Origin of the sequence: Streptomyces flavofungini, from assembly GCF_041028215.1 — a bacterium.
Taxonomy (GTDB): Bacteria; Actinomycetota; Actinomycetes; order Streptomycetales; family Streptomycetaceae; genus Streptomyces; species Streptomyces flavofungini_B.
In genome coordinates this window covers 1-16,903 of record NZ_JASKYR010000069.1, presented here as the reverse complement: position 1 = coordinate 16,903, position 16,903 = coordinate 1, and the positions used below count along the sequence as shown (strand labels likewise).

Annotated in this window: 13 protein-coding genes, 2 tRNA genes and 2 pseudogenes; 5 read left to right on the top strand and 12 right to left on the bottom strand. The window is 70.5% G+C overall.

The window, feature by feature from the left end:
- Window positions 1–34: 34 nt before the first annotated feature.
- On the bottom strand, window positions 35–1,504 hold the full coding sequence (locus tag AB8Z36_RS07605; RefSeq protein WP_369212422.1) for a catalase: 1,470 nt from the start codon (window positions 1,502–1,504) through the stop codon (window positions 35–37).
- Window positions 1,505–1,629: 125 nt separating this feature from the next.
- Between AB8Z36_RS07605 and AB8Z36_RS07600 the strand changes: the two genes are divergently transcribed.
- Both AB8Z36_RS07600 and AB8Z36_RS07595 read left to right on the top strand, forming a co-directional pair.
- Window positions 1,630–2,046, top strand: coding sequence for a Fur family transcriptional regulator (locus tag AB8Z36_RS07600; RefSeq protein WP_369212421.1), 417 nt, complete (start codon window positions 1,630–1,632; stop codon window positions 2,044–2,046).
- Between the two features lie 269 nt (window positions 2,047–2,315).
- Window positions 2,316–2,786: pseudogene (locus AB8Z36_RS07595) on the top strand (ABC transporter substrate-binding protein); the annotation flags it as partial.
- Between the two features lie 75 nt (window positions 2,787–2,861).
- Here AB8Z36_RS07595 and AB8Z36_RS07590 read toward each other — a convergent pair.
- From AB8Z36_RS07590 to AB8Z36_RS07575, 4 genes are all read right to left on the bottom strand, one after another.
- Window positions 2,862–2,935, bottom strand: a tRNA-Met gene (locus AB8Z36_RS07590).
- Between the two features lie 137 nt (window positions 2,936–3,072).
- The gene (locus AB8Z36_RS07585) at window positions 3,073–4,986 is read right to left on the bottom strand and encodes a tetratricopeptide repeat protein (protein ID WP_369212420.1); all 1,914 of its coding nucleotides are present in this window, start codon (window positions 4,984–4,986) and stop codon (window positions 3,073–3,075) included.
- Between the two features lie 270 nt (window positions 4,987–5,256).
- A tRNA-Met gene (locus AB8Z36_RS07580) sits at window positions 5,257–5,330 on the bottom strand.
- A gap of 51 nt (window positions 5,331–5,381) precedes the next feature.
- Window positions 5,382–8,342 carry a UPF0182 family membrane protein gene (locus tag AB8Z36_RS07575; protein WP_369212423.1) on the bottom strand — a complete coding sequence of 987 codons (2,961 nt, stop codon included), beginning with the start codon at window positions 8,340–8,342 and terminating at the stop codon, window positions 5,382–5,384.
- Window positions 8,343–8,479: 137 nt separating this feature from the next.
- On the opposite strand from AB8Z36_RS07575, the gene AB8Z36_RS07570 reads away from it, so the two are divergent.
- The gene (locus tag AB8Z36_RS07570) at window positions 8,480–9,019 is read left to right on the top strand and encodes a PPA1309 family protein (protein ID WP_369212419.1); all 540 of its coding nucleotides are present in this window, start codon (window positions 8,480–8,482) and stop codon (window positions 9,017–9,019) included.
- A 151-nt stretch (window positions 9,020–9,170) separates the two neighbouring features.
- Here the strand turns inward: AB8Z36_RS07570 and AB8Z36_RS07565 are convergent, their stop codons facing one another.
- From AB8Z36_RS07565 to AB8Z36_RS07550, 4 genes and pseudogenes are all read right to left on the bottom strand, one after another.
- Window positions 9,171–10,259, bottom strand: a complete 1,089-nt coding sequence (locus AB8Z36_RS07565; RefSeq protein WP_369212418.1) for a YlbL family protein — start codon at window positions 10,257–10,259, stop codon at window positions 9,171–9,173.
- A gap of 25 nt (window positions 10,260–10,284) precedes the next feature.
- Entirely contained in the window at window positions 10,285–10,488 is a 204-nt protein-coding gene (locus AB8Z36_RS07560) for a hypothetical protein (protein ID WP_369212417.1), read from the bottom strand.
- 187 nt (window positions 10,489–10,675) lie between these two features.
- The gene (locus AB8Z36_RS07555; RefSeq protein WP_369212416.1) at window positions 10,676–11,140 is read right to left on the bottom strand and encodes a molybdenum cofactor biosynthesis protein MoaE; all 465 of its coding nucleotides are present in this window, start codon (window positions 11,138–11,140) and stop codon (window positions 10,676–10,678) included.
- 137 nt (window positions 11,141–11,277) lie between these two features.
- Window positions 11,278–12,373 (bottom strand): annotated as a pseudogene (locus AB8Z36_RS07550) (SDR family oxidoreductase).
- 191 nt (window positions 12,374–12,564) lie between these two features.
- Here AB8Z36_RS07550 and AB8Z36_RS07545 point away from each other — a divergent pair.
- Both AB8Z36_RS07545 and AB8Z36_RS07540 read left to right on the top strand, forming a co-directional pair.
- The gene (locus AB8Z36_RS07545) at window positions 12,565–14,046 is read left to right on the top strand and encodes a zinc-dependent metalloprotease (RefSeq protein WP_369212415.1); all 1,482 of its coding nucleotides are present in this window, start codon (window positions 12,565–12,567) and stop codon (window positions 14,044–14,046) included.
- A complete protein-coding gene (locus AB8Z36_RS07540; protein ID WP_369212414.1) occupies window positions 14,043–14,567 on the top strand; it encodes an NUDIX hydrolase in 525 nt (174 codons plus the stop codon). Before AB8Z36_RS07545 ends, AB8Z36_RS07540 begins: the two co-directional genes overlap by 4 nt.
- Before the next feature lie 114 nt (window positions 14,568–14,681).
- On the opposite strand, the gene AB8Z36_RS07535 is transcribed toward AB8Z36_RS07540, so the two are convergent.
- From AB8Z36_RS07535 to AB8Z36_RS07525, 3 genes are all read right to left on the bottom strand, one after another.
- Entirely contained in the window at window positions 14,682–15,437 is a 756-nt protein-coding gene (locus AB8Z36_RS07535; RefSeq protein ID WP_369212413.1) for an AIM24 family protein, read from the bottom strand.
- Between the two features lie 16 nt (window positions 15,438–15,453).
- Window positions 15,454–16,134, bottom strand: coding sequence for an AIM24 family protein (locus tag AB8Z36_RS07530; protein ID WP_369212412.1), 681 nt, complete (start codon window positions 16,132–16,134; stop codon window positions 15,454–15,456).
- Between the two features lie 11 nt (window positions 16,135–16,145).
- Window positions 16,146–16,903 (bottom strand): AIM24 family protein (locus AB8Z36_RS07525; protein WP_369212411.1); only part of this gene is annotated, 758 nt, incomplete at its 5' end.

Genomic DNA, 16,903 nt, shown 5'->3' with positions numbered 1-16,903 from the left:
GGCCCGCCGTCTCGCTACGGCAAGTGACGCCGGATCAGCCGCGCAGGGCCTGGACCGCGGCCTCCAGACGCTTGCCGAAGTCTCCGTCGGCCTGACGGAAGTTGTTGATCGCGCGGTCCACGATGTCCTCGCGCGACACCTTGGCGATGAAGCCCGACAGGTTGTCGATCAGACGGCTCTTCTCGTCCTCCGACATCAGGCGGTAGAGGTTGCCCGCCTGCACGAAGTCGTTGTCCTCGGCGTGCCGGGGCGTCTCGTGGTTGCCGGTGGCGCCGGTGACGGGGACGGGCTGCCAGAGCGCCCGGTCCGTCTGGAAGGGACCGCCGAAGCTGTTCGGCTCGTAGTTCTTGGCGCCCGCGTGGCGGCCGTCGTACAGGAAGCCGTCACGGGAGTGCGTGCGCGCCTCGGTGGCGTGCGGGCGGTTCACCGGCAGGTGGTCGGCGTTGATGCCGACGCGGTAGCGGTGGGCGTCGCCGTACGCGAAGAGACGGCCCTGGAGCATCTTGTCCGGGGAGGGACCGATGCCCGGCACGAAGTGGGCGGGCGAGAAGATGCTCTGCTCGACCTCGGCGAAGACGTTCTCCGGGTTCCGGTTGAGCTCCAGCTTGCCGATCTCGATCGGCGGGTAGTCCGCGTGCGGCCACACCTTGGTGAGGTCGAACGGGTTGAAGCGGTACGTGGCCGCCTCGGCCGCCGGCATGATCTGCACCTGCACGGTCCAGGTCGGGAACTCACCGCGCTCGATGGCCTGGCGCAGGTCGCGCTGGTGGGAGTCGGGGTCCTCACCGGCGAGCTTGTTGGCCTCGTCCTGCGTGAGGTTCTTGATGCCCTGGTCGGTCTTGAAGTGGTACTTGACCCAGAAGACCTCGCCGGCCTCGTTGTTCCACTGGAACGTGTGCGAGCCGAAGCCGTCCATGTGGCGGTACGAGGCGGGGATGCCCCGGTCGCCGAAGAGCCAGGTCACCTGGTGGGTGCTCTCCGGGCTGAGACCCCAGAAGTCCCAGACGTTGTCCGCCTCCTGCGAGCCCGTGTAGGGGTCCCGCTTCTGGGTGTGGATGAAGTCGGGGAACTTGATGGCGTCCCGGATGAAGAAGACGGGCGTGTTGTTGCCGACGAGGTCGTAGTTGCCCTCCTCGGTGTAGAACTTCAGCGCCCAGCCGCGGGGGTCGCGCACCGCGTCGGCCGCGCCGAGGTTGCCCGCCACGGTGGAGAAGCGCAGGAACGTCTCGGTCTCCTTGCCGACCTCGGAGAGGAACTTCGCCCGGGTCCACTGGGAGACGTCACGGGTGAGCGTGAACGTGCCGTACGCCCCCGCGCCCCTGGCGTGCACGACGCGCTCCGGGATGCGCTCGCGGTTGAAGTGGGCCAGCTTCTCCAGCAGGAGCTGGTCCTGCACGAGCACCGGCCCGCCGAGACCCGCGGTCTCGCTGTTCTGGTTGTCGGCGACCGGGGCTCCGGCCTCCGTGGTGAGCGGTCCCTGCGTCACGTGCGCCTCCTGCGTCATACCTGCGGGTCCTGTCCCTTGGCTTGCGATGCTTCCGATCCTACAATGGACATTGTCTAAGTCAAGCAAACATCCAAAGTCACACCTGTTCGGGACTTGTTCCCTCGCCTGTTAGGCTGGTTTTCATGAGTGACCTGTTGGAACGACTGCGCGGACGCGGCTGGCGCATGACGGCGCAGCGGCGCGTCGTGGCCGAGGTCCTCGACGGCGAGCACGTCCACCTCACGGCCGACGAGGTGCACGCGCGCGCGGTCGGCAAGCTGCCGGAGATCTCCCGGGCCACCGTCTACAACACCCTGGGCGAGCTGGTGACGCTCGGCGAGATCCTGGAGGTCTCCACCGACCGCCGCGCCAAGCGGTACGACCCGAACGCGCACCGCCCCCACCACCACCTGGTCTGCGGCCGGTGCGGCGCCATCCGGGACGTGCACCCCACGGGCGATCCGCTCACCGACCTCCCCGCCTCGGAGCGCTTCGGCTTCACGGTCGAGGACGTCGAGGTCACCTACCGGGGCGTCTGCCCGAACTGCGCGGCGGCCTAGCGACCGCTGCGCCCGGCGGCCCTTCATCCGCAGGCGAAAGCCCCCGGCACCCCTTGTGGCGCCGGGGGCTTTCGCGTACTCCCGGGGCTTTCACGTGCTCCCGGGGCTTCCGGAATCTGACGGGGCGTCATATCGTCGGCGGGCCCTGTGTCCGTACGCCCTCCGCAAGGAGATCCCCGTGGGAGACCCGCACCCGAAACTACAAGCCCACGCAGTCACCCGTACGTTCGGCCGGGCCGCCAAGGCGGTGCACGCCCTCGGCCCCCTAGCTCGGCCCGGCGGACGTGCTCACCGCGCTGGAGAACGGCGGCACCGACTCGGCATGGCTGCTCGACCCGGTCTGGCGCAAGGTCGACGGCGACAGGAAGTACGCGTTCCTCGGCGGGCAGCCGCGGGGCGAACCGCTGGGCGGCCTCCTCTTCGGCCCCAACCTGCTGAGGAAGGACCCGGACGCGGGCGTCGCACTGCTGCGCGCGTACATCCGCACCGTGAACACCTACTTCGCGGGCGACTACAAGGCCGACGAGTCCTTCGCCAAGGAACTGGCCCACCTGCTCGACACGGACGAGGACGTGCTGCTCTCCACGCCGCCGCTGCGCATGGACTGGGAGATCCGCGCGGGCACCACGGACCGCCTCCAGGACGCCTACCGCGCGGCGGGCGTCACCAAGGGAGACAGGGTGCCGGAGAAACGGGTCGTCGACCGGGCGCTGTACGAGGAGGCGGTGGGGCACAGGTAGCCCGCTGCGGCCGCGTTCCGGTGCGCATACACCGAAGGCCCGGGACCTTGTCGGTCCCGGGCCTTCGGCCTTCAGTAGCGGGGACAGGATTTGAACCTGCGACCTCTGGGTTATGAGCCCAGCGAGCTACCGAGCTGCTCCACCCCGCGTCGGTAAACACAACCCTACGTCACCGCTACGACCAGCGCAAATCCGTATACGGGCGCGAGGCGGCGCGGGGCGATCCGGGGGCGGGCACGCCGGGCGACCCGGAGGCGGGCGGACCGGCCCCGCCCCCTTCGTCCGCCTACGCGGAGAGCTCCTGCCGCAAGGCCTCCCGCAGACGCCCCGCCCGCTCGGCGACCTCCGCCGGGCCGAGCTCGACCGCCCGCGTGGCCCAGCGCTGGCCCTGCGCGAGCTGGCCGTGCCGTGCGTAGAGCAGGGCGAGGCGGAGCGCCGCCCTGCCGTGTCCCGCGTCGGCGGCCCTGGTCCACCAGAGCGCGGCCTCGGGCTCGCTGCCCTCCCTGGCGAGCAGCAGGCCCAGGTTGAAGGCGCCGTTGCGGCTGCCCGCCTCCGCGGCCCTGCGGTACCACCGCGCGGCCTCGACGACGTCGCCCCGGCCCGCGGCCAGCATGCCGACCCGGACCTGGGCCCGCCGGTGGCCCTGCTCGGCGGCCCGTTCGTACCACTCCTCGCACTCGGTCTTCTCCGTCGCCGACGTGCCGAGCGCGGGCGAGGTCTCGGCCGGGCTCCGCGCGTCGAGCACCGTGCCGAGCCGGTACGCCGCCTCGGCGCTGCCGCCGCCCGCCGCGCACCGCAGGTGCCGCTCCGCCTCCTGCTCGTCGCCCTCGCGCAGCCGCGCGGTGCCGACCTGGAGGGCGGCGTCGGTGTGTCCGGCCGCCGCCGCGCGCTCGTACCAGCGCAGGGCGGCCGCCTCGTCGTTCCGGCTCGCGTACAGGATGCCGAGGTTGAACGCCGCGTCGACGCTGCCCGCCTCCGCCGCCTTGGAGAACCACGGCTCGGCCCCGGCCGCGTCGCCGCCCTGGAGCAGCAGCACGGCCAGCGCGTTCGCCGCTTCGCGGTGCCCGGCGTAGGCCGCCCTGCGGTACCACTGGTCGGCCTGGGCGGTCCTGTCCTGCTCGGCGCAGAGCAGGCCGAGGTTGTACGCGCCGTTCACGTCGCCCGCGTCCATGGCCGCGCGGTACCACCGCTCGGCGGTCTGGGTCTCGCCGCGCTCGGCGTGCAGCGCGCCCAGGGCGTTCGCTGCGTTGCCGTCGCCGTCCTGGGCGGCCTTGAGCCACCACACGGCGGCGCTCTCCTGGTCGCCCGCGTCCCGCAGCAGGAAGCCGAGGGCGCAGGCCGCCCTGGCCTCGCCGTCCTTGGCGGAGTTCAGGTACCAGCGCCCGGCCTCCTTGAGGTCGCCGCGCTGCTCCAGGATCGCGCCGAGGTGCAGCGCGGCCCGCCGGTGCCCGCGCGCGGCCGCCTGCCGGTACCACTGCTCGGCCTCGCCCGCCGGTCCCCGTACGTCCTTGCCGCCCTGTCCGCTCCTGTCGCCCCGTCCGCTCCTGCCGCCGCGCGCGCCCCGGTCCGCGCGCGGGCCCTTGCCCGCCTCGCGGACCGCGCGTACGGGGTCCTCCCCCGGCTCGGCGCTCTCGCCGCGCTCGGCGGCCGCCCGCCGGTCCAGCGCGCGGGCCAGGCGGTACGCGGCCTCGCGGTGGCCGCGTTCGGCGGCGACCCGCATCCAGCGCTCGGCCCCGAGGTCGCCGCGGTGCTCCAGGAGGTCGGCGAGCGCGTACGCCCCGAGGGTGTGGCCCTGCTCGGCGGACTGCCGCAGCCAGTACTCGGCGGCGGGCTCGTCGCCGCGCTCGCGGTGGTGCCTGCCGAGCGCGTGCGCGGCGGCGGCGGAACCGGCGACCGCGGCCACCCGCCACCACCCGGCCGCCTCATCCGCGTAACCGCGCTGGTGCAGCAGGACACCGAGGTTGTTGGCCGCGGCACGGTCGCCCTCGGCCGTGGCCGCGCGCAGCAGCGACTCGGCCCCGTCGAGGTCACCGCGGCGCAGCAGAAGGCTTCCCAGGACGCTCATCGCGTCGACGTCGCCGGACTCGGCGGCCAGCCGATGGCGCAACTCCTCGGCGGCCGCCCCGGGATCCTCCCGGTCGGCCGGCTGCACAAACCGCCCTGTCTCCAACAGAGTTGCCTTGTCCCCCATAACGTCCATCGTCGCACCACCTGCAACCTGGGTACATCTGGTATACCGCAGCCAGTGAGGTCACTTCAGCGTTTTGTCGACATGCCCACAGAGAGATAAGTCAAACACAGATCCCCCAACTCTCCCCCGTGCGGGCACGGTTCACATGTGTTGGCATAAGCCACCCGCACAGGCACATTCGTCACGTCGTCGGCGCCTCCCGGGTTGACGCCCGCGGGCGTGCCGTACCGCACACGACGAAGGCCCGGATCCAAAAGGATCCGGGCCTTCACCTTGCAGTAGCGGGGACAGGATTTGAACCTGCGACCTCTGGGTTATGAGCCCAGCGAGCTACCGAGCTGCTCCACCCCGCGCCGTTGTGTTCAAACCGTACCACGGCGCGGGGGGCCAGCCTGACCAGCGGCTCAGCCGCCGTCCGCCTCGCTGTTCCTGTCGCCCGCCTTGTCGCCTTCCTTGTCGCCCGCCTTGTCCGCGGACTTGTCGCCGCCCTTGTCGGCGTCCTTCTCCGCGGCCTTGGCGGACGCCTCCTCGGCGCGCTCCAGCGCGTCCTGGAGCCGCTCCTGGGCCTCGCCGTACTTCTTCCAGTCGCCTTCCTTCAGGGCCTTCTCGCCGTCCTCGAACGCCTTCTGGGCGTCGTCGAGCGCGGCCTGGACCGTCGGGTCGCTCGACTTCGGCGGCTTCGTCGGCTCGCCCTCGTCCTGGTCCCCGCCCGGCGGACTGGTGCCGCCGTCGGCGCCGAAGACCTGGTTGAGGCCCTCGCTCAGGCTGTCGGCGAAGACGGTCTCCGTGCCGTACGACACGGCCACCTTCTTCAGGAGCGGATACGCCGACTTGCGGCCCTGCACATAGACGGGCTCCACGTAGAGGAAGCCGTCGTCCAGCGGCACGGTCAGCAGATTGCCGTAGAGGACGTCGGAGTCGGCGCCCTTCATGTCGCGGACGAAGTTGCCGACCTCCGTCATGGAGTTCAGCTTGTTCTGCACCTGTTCAGGGCCGTCGACATCGCCTCTGACTCTCAGCAGCTGCATCTTGCCGTAGTTCTCGCTTCTGGCGTCGGCGTCCACCGTCATGAAGGCCCGCAGGTTGGGCCGCTCACTGGGGGTGAACGTCGTCGTCAGCGAGAACTGCTGCTGGTCCTGGCCCGGCGACTTCAGCGACAGGTAGTACGGCGGGACCGCGCTGTCGTCCTTCTTCGTCGGGTCGTTCGGGACCTGCCAGGCGTCACTCGCGTTGTAGAACTGGCCGGCGTCCGTGACGTGGTACTTGGTCAGGAGCTCGCGCTGCACCTTGAACATGTCCTGCGGGTACCGCAGGTGGTCCATCAGCGCCTGCGGGATCTCGCTCCGGTCCTTGACCGTGCCCGGGAACGCCTTCTTCCAGGTCTTGAGGACCGGGTCCTTCTCGTCCCAGGTGTAGAGCTTGACCTCGCCGGTGTACGCGTCGACGGTCGCCTTCACCGAGTTGCGGATGTAGTTGACCTGGTTCTGCTGGGCGATCACCGTGCGCTGGCTGTCCGCCTGCGAGAGCGAGTCGGCCGTGGTGTCGCCGAGCGTGGTCCGCGAGGCGTAGGGATAGCCGTTGGACGTCGTGTAGGCGTCGACGACCCACTGGATGCGCTTGCCGACCACCGTCGGGTACACGTCGCCGTCGATCGTCAGCCAGGGGGCCACCGCCTCGACGCGCTCCTTGGGCGTGCGGTTGTACAGAATCCGCGAGCCCTCGCCGATCGCTCCCGAGTACAGGATCTGCGGCTCCCCGAAGGACACCGCGTACGCGGCGCGGTTGATCGGGTTGGAGAGGTTGACCCCGCTGTCGCCCTTGTAGCTGTAGGTCTTCTGGCCGCCGCCGTTCTCCTCGTAGTCGAGCTCCTTCTGGGGCCCGCCGACGATGGAGTACTGCGACGTCTTCTCGCCGTAGTAGATCCGCTGCTCGTACTCACCGAGGTCGCCCGTGGTGGGCAGGCCGGACTCGGTGAACGCCGGAGCGCCCTTGGAGCCCTTCTTCGTCTCGGTGCCCTTGGCGGCGACCACTCCGTAGCCATGGGTGTAGGCGAAGTGGTCGTTGATCCAGTTGCGCTTGTCGAGCTTGTTCACGTTCAGCTCGCGCAGGCCGACGATGGTGTCCTGGCCGTTGTACCGGTCCACGTCCAGCGTCCGCGGGAACTGGTAGTAGCTGCGCTCCTGCTCCAGCTGCTGGAACGTGGGCGAGACGATGTTCGGGTCGTTCAGCCGGTAGTTGGCCGCGTCGTCCGCGTTGTCACGCTTCTTCTTGGGGTCCTCGTCGACCTTGCCCGCGCCCTCGTACGCCTCGGGCTTCACGCCGCTGATGCCGTAGGCGTCGCGGGTGGCCTCGATGTTCTTCTCGATGTACGGCGCTTCCTTGGCCTGCTCGTTCGGCTGGACCTGGAACTTCTGGACGATCGCGGGGTAGAGCCCGCCGATGAGGATCGCCGAGAGCACCATCAGGCCGAAGCCGATGACCGGAAGCTGCCAGGTGCGCCGCCACAGCGTCGCGAAGAAGAGCAGGGCGCAGATGACGGCGATGCAGAAGAGGATCGTCTTCGCCGGAAGGTAGGCGTTCGCGTCGACGTACTTCAGGCCGGTCCAGTTGTCCGTCGCCTTGAAGTCACTGGACTTCACCGCGAGGCCGTACCGGTCGAGCCAGTACGCGATGGCCTTGAGCGTCACGAAGACGCCGAGCAGCACCGAGAGGTGCCCGGTGGCCGCCGCGGTCGCCCGCGCGCCGGGGCTGGTGATCCGCAGCCCGCCGTACAGGTAGTGCGTCAGGGCGGCGGCCACCAGGGAGAGGACCGCCGCCGCGAAGCCGAAGCCGAGCAGGAAGCGGTACCACGGCAGGTCGAAGGCGAAGAACGCCACGTCCATGTGGAACTGCGGGTCCTTCTGGCCGAAGGGCACGCCGTTGACCCACAGCAGCCAGGTGCGCCACTGCCCGGCGGCGGACGCGCCCGCGATCAGACCCACCAGGGCGGTGATGCCGATCAGGAGCCACTTCTTGTACGGGGCGATGCCCATGCGGTACCGGTCGAGGCTCTGCTGCTCCATCGACATGGCACTCAGTGGCGGGCGCAGTCGGTGCGCCAGCCAGATGTTCACCCCCACGGCGACCGCCATGAGCAGGCCGAAGACGAAGAACAGTCCGATCTTGGTCCACAGGGTCGTCGTGAAGACCGATGAGTAGTTGACCGAGCGGTACCACAACCAGTCCGTCCAGAACCCGGAGAACATGACGAAGGCCATGGCAAGGACGGCCAGGACCCCCAGTGTCATGAGCAGGGTCCGGACACGACGGGAGGGTCGGCCCACTCTGATCCGTGGCCCCGTCGGGCCTCCGCCGCGGTCCGGCATCTGGAAAGCCAAGGTGCGCACCTCGAAGTTCGCTGTCGATACGTCAGGCCCCCGAGATCGTGGAGCCACACCTATGCAACTTACTCACGCTTTACTCGGTTCCCGTTTCCCGGGACTAACGAGGCAGGATTGTGACCATGTCCAACACTCCCATGGCAGCGAGCCCCCTCACCCGGGCCGTCCTCGAAATCGACGAGTACGTCTCCGGCCTCGGCTGGGACCGGCCCGCCCGCCTCTTCGCGCTGGTCGACACGGCGCGACTGCGCACCCAGGAACCCGGCCTCGCCTCCCAGCTCGGCCTCGACGACGGCGTGGAGCACGCCGGTCTCACCCCCATCGAGCAGGAAGAGATTCCCGCGAACAAGCCGCTGGACGAGTTCCTCGGCACCATCGCCTGGCCGGACGCGGTGACGGGCTGCGCCCTCACCGTGGAGCGCCAGATGCTGCCCCCGTCCGCCGAGACGTCCGTCCCCGAGGGCCTGAGCGACGCCAAGCTCGCCGCGTGGGTGGCGGCCCACCCCGACCGCCAGGAGGTCCGCATGACCGTGGCGGTGCTGCGTGACGGCGCGCGCGAGTCGGCGCTGCGGCTGCGTGAGAAGGACTCGCCGACGGAGGTGCTCACCGGCTCCGACCTGGTGCCGGGCCTGGCGGACGCGCTGGCGGCGACGTTCGCCTGAAGCCTTCCGTCCGGATCACGCCGGGCTCGCGGGTGGGGGTCTCCTCACCCGCGGGCTTCCGTCCGTGAACCGCGTACGTCTCGCCGCGGCCGTCAGCCCGTACGTCTCTCCGCGGCCGTCGGCCCGCCTCGCGTACGCCTCGCCGCGGCCGTCAGCCCGCCTTGCACTCGGGCAGGTCGCCGGTGTCGCCCTCGCGGATCTTCTTCAGGGACTTCACGGCGTCGGCGATGGTGTCGACCTTGACGAGCGTGAGGCCGTCGGGGACGTCGCCCGCGGCCGCCTCGCAGTTGCCCTTGGGCGTCAGGAAGTACTCGGCGCCCTTCTGGCGCGCGCCGACGGTCTTCATCTCGATGCCGCCGATCGGGCCGACCTTGCCCTTGTCGTCGATCGTGCCCGTGCCCGCCACGAACTCACCGCCGGTGAGGTCGTCCGGGGTCAGCTTGTCGACGATGCCCAGCGCGAACATCAGCCCGGCGCTGGGGCCGCCCACGTCGGCCAGCTTGATGTCGATCGTGAACGGGAACGTGTGGTCGGTCCCCGCCTGGATGCCCACGACGGCACGGCCGCCGTCGTCCGCCTTCTTCGTGGTCATCCTGATGTCCTCGGTCCGCGTCGGCTCCTTGCCCGCCTTCTCCGCGGCGGCCGCCTCCTTGACCGGGACGACCGTGAACGTGACGTCGTCACCGGGCTTGCGCCGGGTGACGAGCTTCGCGACGTCCGTCATCTCCTTGACCGACTTGCCGTCGACCTTCTTGATGACGTCGCCCGCGTGCAGCTTGCCCTCGGCGGGGTCGCCCTTGAAGACGGTGGAGACGATGACCTGCGACCGCACCGGCAGCTTGAGCTGACGCAGCGCCGCGACCTTGGCGCTCTCCTGGGACTCGCTGAACTCCTCGGCGTTCTCCTGGGAGGACTGCTGCTCCGTCTTGCCGTCGGGGTAGAGCGTCTCGTGCGGCACCACGATGTTGTCGTGCGCCAGCCAGCCGTAGACCGCCTCCGCCAGGTTCATGTTGTAGTCGGCGCCGGTGACCCTGACCGTCGTCATGTTGAGGTTGCCGGTCGTGGGGTACGTCTTGTGCCCGGAGATCTGCAGCACCGGCTCGCCGTCGTGGTCGCCGAGGGTGTTCACCGTGGGGCCCGGGGACATCTCGGCGTACGGCACTTTGATGAGCACTCCGGCGCAGAGCAGCGCGATCAGCATGAGGGTGGAGGCGAGCATCGTCGCGGTGCGGCGTGGCATGGAACGACAGTACGGGACCCGCCTGTCAGCGCACCTGTGGGGCCGGTCCGTCCGGCTCACGTGCCGGGACGGTGGGCTTCTCCATGGCGGCGCGGAACGCGGCGTAGCCGTTCAGCTCCGTGACATCGCCGGTCTTGCCGGACTTGCGGTTGCGTGCGGCCCAGGTGGCCCACAGCCCCGCACCTATGGCCGCCAGAAACGGAATCAGCAACCAGGCGAGTGATGCCATGTCGACCTCCCGACCCCTTTGCGCTCCGCTACTGACTGATCAGCAGATTAACCATCCGCATGGTCAACGCTCACGGCAGGGGTCGGGTTACGCAACTGGAGCCACACGGGGCAATCCGCCCCCCGTAAGGCAGGCCCTGCCCCAAGCCGCCGCCCTGCTTTCCCTCAGCAGGCGCGGACGTTTCCCCTCAGCAGGCGCCGACCCACTCCTCCTTGCCGTCGGAGAACCGCTGGTGCTTCCAGATCGGCACCTCGTGCTTCAGGTCGTCGATGAGTCTGCGGCAGGCGTCGAAGGCCTCGGCCCGGTGCGGGCACGAGACGGCGACGACCACCGCGAGATCGCCGACCGCGAGATCGCCGACGCGGTGCACGGCAGCGAGGGCCCGCACGGGGAACTCGGCGGCGACCTTCTCCGCCACGCGACGCATCTCGGCCTCCGCGGTCGGATGCGTGGAATAGCCGAGCTCGTCGACGTCCGCGCCGCCGTCATGGTTCCGCACCGTCCCCACGAAGAGCGCCGTGCCGCCCGCCGCGTCGTCGCCGACGGCCCGGAAGACCTCGTCCAGGGAGAGCGGGGTGTCGCGGATCGCGAGGAGCCGGATCGGATCCTGGGCCGCCTGCTCGCCGGGGTGCTCGTTCGTGGTGCGTGCCATACGGCCATGGTGCCGCACGGCACGGACATCACGGAATAGATCTTTCGCCCGGCACGCGCGCGTCGTGCCTTGGAGTTCCCTACAGGGCGCGGAGGCGGCGGTGTGGCGGGGGCCGCCGGTCGGGCGGCCCCGGGGCCTCAGATCCGGCGCCGGGCCTTGCGCGCGCGCCGCACCACCGCGGCCGCGCCGAGCAGCGCCACCGTCGCGCCCGCGGCGCCCGCCGCCGTCGCGTCCTTGCGGCCGAGCCGCCGCCCCGCGACCGTCCGCCGCCCGGCGACCTCTTCGAGCAGCTCCGCGAGAACCTCCTCGTTGGTCCACTGCGGACGCCATCCCGCGTCGTGCAGCCGGCTGACGCTGACCACCCAGGGGTACATCGTGTAGGCGAGGTCACCGGCCGGGGACGGCGTGAGACCGATGCGGTGCAGCCGCGCGGCGGCGCCGAGGGCCACCGTGGAGGGCAGCTCCATGCGCCGGATGCCGCTCAGCTCCTCGACCTCCTCCTGTTCGAGCCAGCCGTCGCAGCCGACCGCCAGCTCCCCGTCGACCTGTTCGAGGACGGCGTACTCCAGGGCGCTGCACAGGTCCTCGACGTGGCAGAACTGCCACGACCAGGAGGCGGGGCGACTCGAAGTAGCGGGTGAGGGCCGTGTCGGTGCCGCCCACCAGGGKGGCGGGCCGCACGACGGTGACATTGAGGCCGGGGTGGGCGCGGGGCGCCCTGCGGGCGAGCCGCTCGACCTCCAGGAGGTCGCCGACGCCGGTGGCCTCGGCGGTCGCGCGCAGTTCGGCGTCCTCGGAGAGGGGCAGTTCGTTGTCGGGCAGTGCTCCGTAGACCATCGCCGAGGTGCACAGGACGACACGGTGGACGCCCGCGGCCGCGGCAGCGGTCAGAACGGTCTGGGTACCGCGTACGTTGTACGCGGTACGGGCCGTGCCATCGGTCTCCAGGTCGAGATCGAGCGCGAGGTGCACCACGACGTCGGCGCCGCGCAGCTTCTCGGCGATCGCGGGGTCACGGACGTCCAGGATGTGCCATTGCGCCTGCGAGCAGTCACCGCGGCGCTCGTCGATGGCGATGACCTGCTTGATCTCCTCCGAAGCGGCGAGGCGCTCGGTCAGCAGCGCGCCCACGCCGGAGGCGGCGCCGGTGACGGCGACCACCGGCCCGCGCAGGGGCGACGAGGGGCCTGACGGGTTTCGCGCTGCGCGAACCTGTGGATCTGGGGAACTCACCGGGCGTCTCCAGCGGTTGTCTTCAGTACGTACCCGAATGACGCGTACGTACCAGGTGGCATCCATCCTGCCGCAGGCCATCAGTCGGCGAAGCACCGAGGCCCGAACCTGTCATGGTGTCTACGCTGGGTGGTGTTGTAAGGCAGCCGCCGCCGGCACGATACCGGCGGCCTGACGAGCCGAGGAATCCCGTGAGTGACACCCCATTCGGATTCGGCCTTCCGCCGGAGGAGCCGGAAGACGGCGACGAGGGCAAGAAGAAGGAATCCCCCGGAGAGGGACAGCGTGGGGGACAGGGCGCCGGTGGTCCCGCGAACCCGTTCGGTTTCGGGGGGTTCCCCGGAGCCGGTGGCCCCGGCGGCGGTGATAATCCCTTCGCCGCGATGTTCGGTTCGATGAACCCGAACGACCTGGGTGCCGCCTTCCAGCAGCTCGGCCAGATGCTCTCGTACGAGGGCGGCCCGGTGAACTGGGACATGGCCAAGGACATCGCCCGCCAGACCGTCGCCCAGGGCACCGCCGACGGCGTCAAGGACGCCAGCGTGGGCCCCGCCGAGCGCTCCGCGGTGGCGGAGGCCGTGCGCCTGGCCGACCTGTGGCTGGACGACGCGACGTCGCTGCCCTCCGGCTCCGGCACGGCCGTGGCCTGGAGCCGCGCCGAGTGGGTCGAGGCGACCCTGCCGGTGTGGAAGGAGCTCGTCGACCCGGTCGCCGAGCGGGTGGGCCTCGCCATGGGCGATGTGCTGCCCGAGGAGATGCAGGCCATGGCGGGCCCGCTGATCGGCATGATGCGCTCCATGGGCGGCGCCATGTTCGGCCAGCAGATCGGCCAGGCCGTGGGCGTGCTCGCGGGCGAGGTCGTCGGCTCCACCGACATCGGCCTGCCGCTCGGCCCGTCCGGCAAGGCGGCGCTCCTCCCGGTGAACATCGAGGCCTTCGGCAAGGACCTGGGCATCGACAAGGACGAGGTGCGGCTGTATCTGGCGCTGCGAGAGGCCGCCCACCAGCGGCTCTTCGCCCACGTCCCGTGGCTGCGCTCGCATCTGTTCGGCGCCGTCGAGGGCTATGCGCGCGGCATCAAGGTCGACACGGCCAAGCTGGAGGACGTCGTCGGCCAGCTCGACCCGCAGAACCCCGAGCAGCTCCAGGAAGCGCTGCAGCAGGGCATGTTCCAGCCGGAGGACACCCCGGCCCAGAAGGCCGCCCTGGCCCGTCTGGAGACGGCTCTGGCGCTCGTCGAGGGCTGGGTGGACGCGGTGGTGCACGCCGCCGCCAAGCCCCGTCTGGCCTCCGCCGACGCCCTTCGCGAGACGTTGCGCCGCCGCCGTGCGACGGGCGGCCCCGCCGAGCAGACGTTCGCCACGCTGATCGGTCTCGAACTGCGTCCGCGCAGGCTGCGGGACGCCTCGCGCCTGTGGGCCTCGCTCACGGACGCGCGCGGCGTGGACGGCCGCGACGACCTCTGGGAGCACCCGGACATGCTGCCGACGGCGTCCGACCTGGACGACCCGGACGGCTTCGTGCACCGCGAGCAGATGGACTTCTCCGAGCTGGACAAGATGCTCGGCGAGGCTGCGGGCGGCGGCTCCGCCAAGCCCGACCTCCAGAAGGGCAAGGACGCGGACGACGACCAGGAGCCCGGCAGGGACACCCCCGAGGACGACGGCAAGTGAGTCTGTACGACGACACGGTCCTCGTCCTCAAGGGGTACGAGGCCCAGCCCGAACTGCGCCAGGCCTATCTGGACCACCTGTCGGCGCACGGCGACGACGGCATGTGGAAGGCCTGCACGGCGGGCCATGTGACGGCGAGCGCCCTCGTGGTCGACCCCGCGCGCGGGCGCGTGCTGCTCACCCTGCACAAGAAGCTGCGGATGTGGCTCCAGATGGGCGGCCACTGCGAGCCGGGCGACTCGACACTGGCGGCCGCCGCGCTGCGCGAGGCCACGGAGGAGTCCGGTGTGCCGGGCCTCACGCTCCTCGCGGGCGGCCCGGTCCGCCTGGACAGGCACCCGATCCCGGGCCCCTGCACGCAGCACCTGGACGTGCAGTACGCGGCGGTGGCCCCCGCCGACGCGGTCGAGGCGATCAGCGACGAATCGCTGGACTTGCGCTGGTTCCGGTACGCGGAGGTCGCGGACGTGGCGGACGAGTCGGTGGTCCGCCTGCTGGAAGCGACCCGAGCACATCTGTAGAAACGTTCGGGGGCGCCCCGCAAGGGGCGCGGGGAACCGCGCGACCAGCCACATACGGCCCGCACGATCCACCGCGCCCCTTCTGGGCGCACACCCCCCCCGGGGACAGGAGCGTCAGCTCCAGACGTTGCCCTGGTTCTGCCCGCGGGCACCCTGCTGCCCCATACCGAACTGAGCCGAGGCGCCCCGCCCGATGTCCGCGTTCTGGGGCGGCAGCATCTCGCTCGGCTGGACGAGCGCCCAGCCCTGTCCCATGAAGCTGAGCTCCCAGCCCTCACCGGTGTTGCCGCGACGCCGCCAGACGCCCGACGAGTGGGTCTGGGCCTGCATCTGCACGCGCAGTCCGTTGGACCAGGCGACGATCGCGTCCGCGTCGGCGTTGACGTACTTGTCGGGCGTGACCTGGAGCATCAGCGGCTGGCCCGAGGTCATCAGGGCGACCTTGCCACGCCCGGAGATGTTGAGCTGGTACTTGCCGGAACCCGAGATGCCGTACTGGCTGTCCACGGCGATGACCTGGTGGGTCAGCGACGAGTCCATGGCGAGGACATAGCTGCTGTCCACGGTCAGGCCGTCCTGGTCCACGTCCACCACATGGATGTACTGGGCGAGATTGGCGAAGTAGACGGTGCCCTGGCCGTGGCACCGCATGAGGTCCAGGCCCTCACCGGTGTGCGCGCGGGCCCGCTGGTTGCCCCGGCTCTGGTACTCGGCGTCGAACTCGATCAGTCCCTGGTACGCGACCATGGCGCCCTTGCGGGCCAGGACGTCGTCGTGCCCCTCCAGGGCCACCCGCAGGAGCTGCGGGTTCTGGACGTTGTAGCGCTCCTGCGTCTGCTGCTCGGCATGCGCGAAAAGTGGGCTCTGCATGGTGTCCTGCTCCCCCTCAGCCCCGTGCTCGGAGACGGTCGGTGCTGTCCTCACTGGGCTGTACGACGACGATGCCCTCCCCGGAGAAGCCCATCTGGTAGGCCTCGCCGCTGCCGCGCCCGATGAGGGAACCGGCCTTGAAGCTGCGCTTTCCCTTCACCTTCAGGTTCGGCGACCAGGCGATCAGGGCGTCGGGGTCGACGTACGTCTCGTCCTCGCCACGGCCGCAGTCCACGACGACGGGAGTCCCCCGCGAGGTCAGCGCGACCCAGCCCTGACCGGAGATCTTGATGTTCCACAGGCCCTGCCCGGCGAACTTGGCCATGCCCTTGACCCGCTCGACACCCCACTGGAGAGAGGCGTCGAAGGCGAGCAGGTTGGTGCCGTTCACCGAGAGCGAGTCGCCCGCCAGATTGATGACGACGACGTCCGCTCCGTAGTCGGCGAGGTAGAGCAGGCCGTCCCCTGAGCACTTCATCAGGGGCGCGCCCTCGCCGGTGATCCACTCGCGTGCGACCTGGCGGACGGCGGGCGGGTTCGGCTCGTACTGCACGAAGCCTTCGTAGGCGACCATCGAGCCCACGCGCGCGTAGAGGTCGTTTCCGGTCTGCATGGCCACCTTGACCATGTGGTGGCCGTGGTTCTCCATGCGAGTGGCGACGGGTGCGGGAGCGAAGCCCGCGAGCTGCTGATTCATGACGGGCTCCCTCAGACCTCGTACGGCTGGACGACGATGAAGTTGCCGGGCGCGCCACGGAACTGGAGGTTGACGCTCTCCCCCGTGGAACCGGCGTAGGCGTTGCTGCGCATCCGCACCTGGCTGGAAACGATCGCCTGGGCGGCGGCCGACCAGGCGACGACGGCGTGGCAGTCGGCGAACGTCGTCGGCGTGACGGGGAGCACAACGGGCACGCCGTGCGTCTTCACGATGACCGTGCCCGTGCCCTGGAACTGCATGACGAACAGCGCGCCGCCGGGGATGCCGTGCCCCTCGATCCTGCGCACCTCGTGCTGGAGGGTCTCGTCGAAGGCAAGGACGTTCTCCGCGGAGACGCAGATCGCGTCGCCCTGGAGTTCGATGGGGTGCAGGTGCGTGCCCTCCTCGGCGAGGAAGACCTGCCCGCGGCCGGAACAGCGCATGAGCTGCATCTCCTGGCCGGTGGCATTGCCCACGATGCGGCCCGCGAAGCCCGCGCCCTTGTAGCTGAACTCGACCTTGCCCTGGTAGAGCACCATGCTGCCCTGACGGGCGAGGATCGGCTGCTCGCTGACGCCGAGGTCGACGCGGACCAGCTTCTCGTTCTGCTGGGTCCAGCGCTGGCCGGTCGGGGCCTCGCGGTACTTCTGGAGCGCGGCGGCGACACCGGCGCCCTGGGGCGCGGCGCCCTGCGGCATGCCCTGGGGAGCGGCGGGCCGGCCGGGGAACTGGCCGCCCGGCGGCTGGCCGTAGCCGGGAGGCATGGGGG

Bases quoted from the DNA above. Each gene is read 5' to 3' on its own strand.
- AB8Z36_RS07605 (WP_369212422.1), bottom strand. From the start codon at position 1,504: ATGACGCAGGAGGCGCACGTGACGCAGGGACCGCTCACCACGGAGGCC.
- AB8Z36_RS07600 (WP_369212421.1), top strand. From the start codon at position 1,630: ATGAGTGACCTGTTGGAACGACTGCGCGGACGCGGCTGGCGCATGACG.
- AB8Z36_RS07585 (WP_369212420.1), bottom strand. From the start codon at position 4,986: ATGGACGTTATGGGGGACAAGGCAACTCTGTTGGAGACAGGGCGGTTT.
- AB8Z36_RS07575 (WP_369212423.1), bottom strand. From the start codon at position 8,342: ATGCCGGACCGCGGCGGAGGCCCGACGGGGCCACGGATCAGAGTGGGC.
- AB8Z36_RS07570 (WP_369212419.1), top strand. From the start codon at position 8,480: ATGTCCAACACTCCCATGGCAGCGAGCCCCCTCACCCGGGCCGTCCTC.
- AB8Z36_RS07565 (WP_369212418.1), bottom strand. From the start codon at position 10,259: ATGCCACGCCGCACCGCGACGATGCTCGCCTCCACCCTCATGCTGATC.
- AB8Z36_RS07560 (WP_369212417.1), bottom strand. From the start codon at position 10,488: ATGGCATCACTCGCCTGGTTGCTGATTCCGTTTCTGGCGGCCATAGGT.
- AB8Z36_RS07555 (WP_369212416.1), bottom strand. From the start codon at position 11,140: ATGGCACGCACCACGAACGAGCACCCCGGCGAGCAGGCGGCCCAGGAT.
- AB8Z36_RS07535 (WP_369212413.1), bottom strand. From the start codon at position 15,437: ATGCAGAGCCCACTTTTCGCGCATGCCGAGCAGCAGACGCAGGAGCGC.
- AB8Z36_RS07530 (WP_369212412.1), bottom strand. From the start codon at position 16,134: ATGAATCAGCAGCTCGCGGGCTTCGCTCCCGCACCCGTCGCCACTCGC.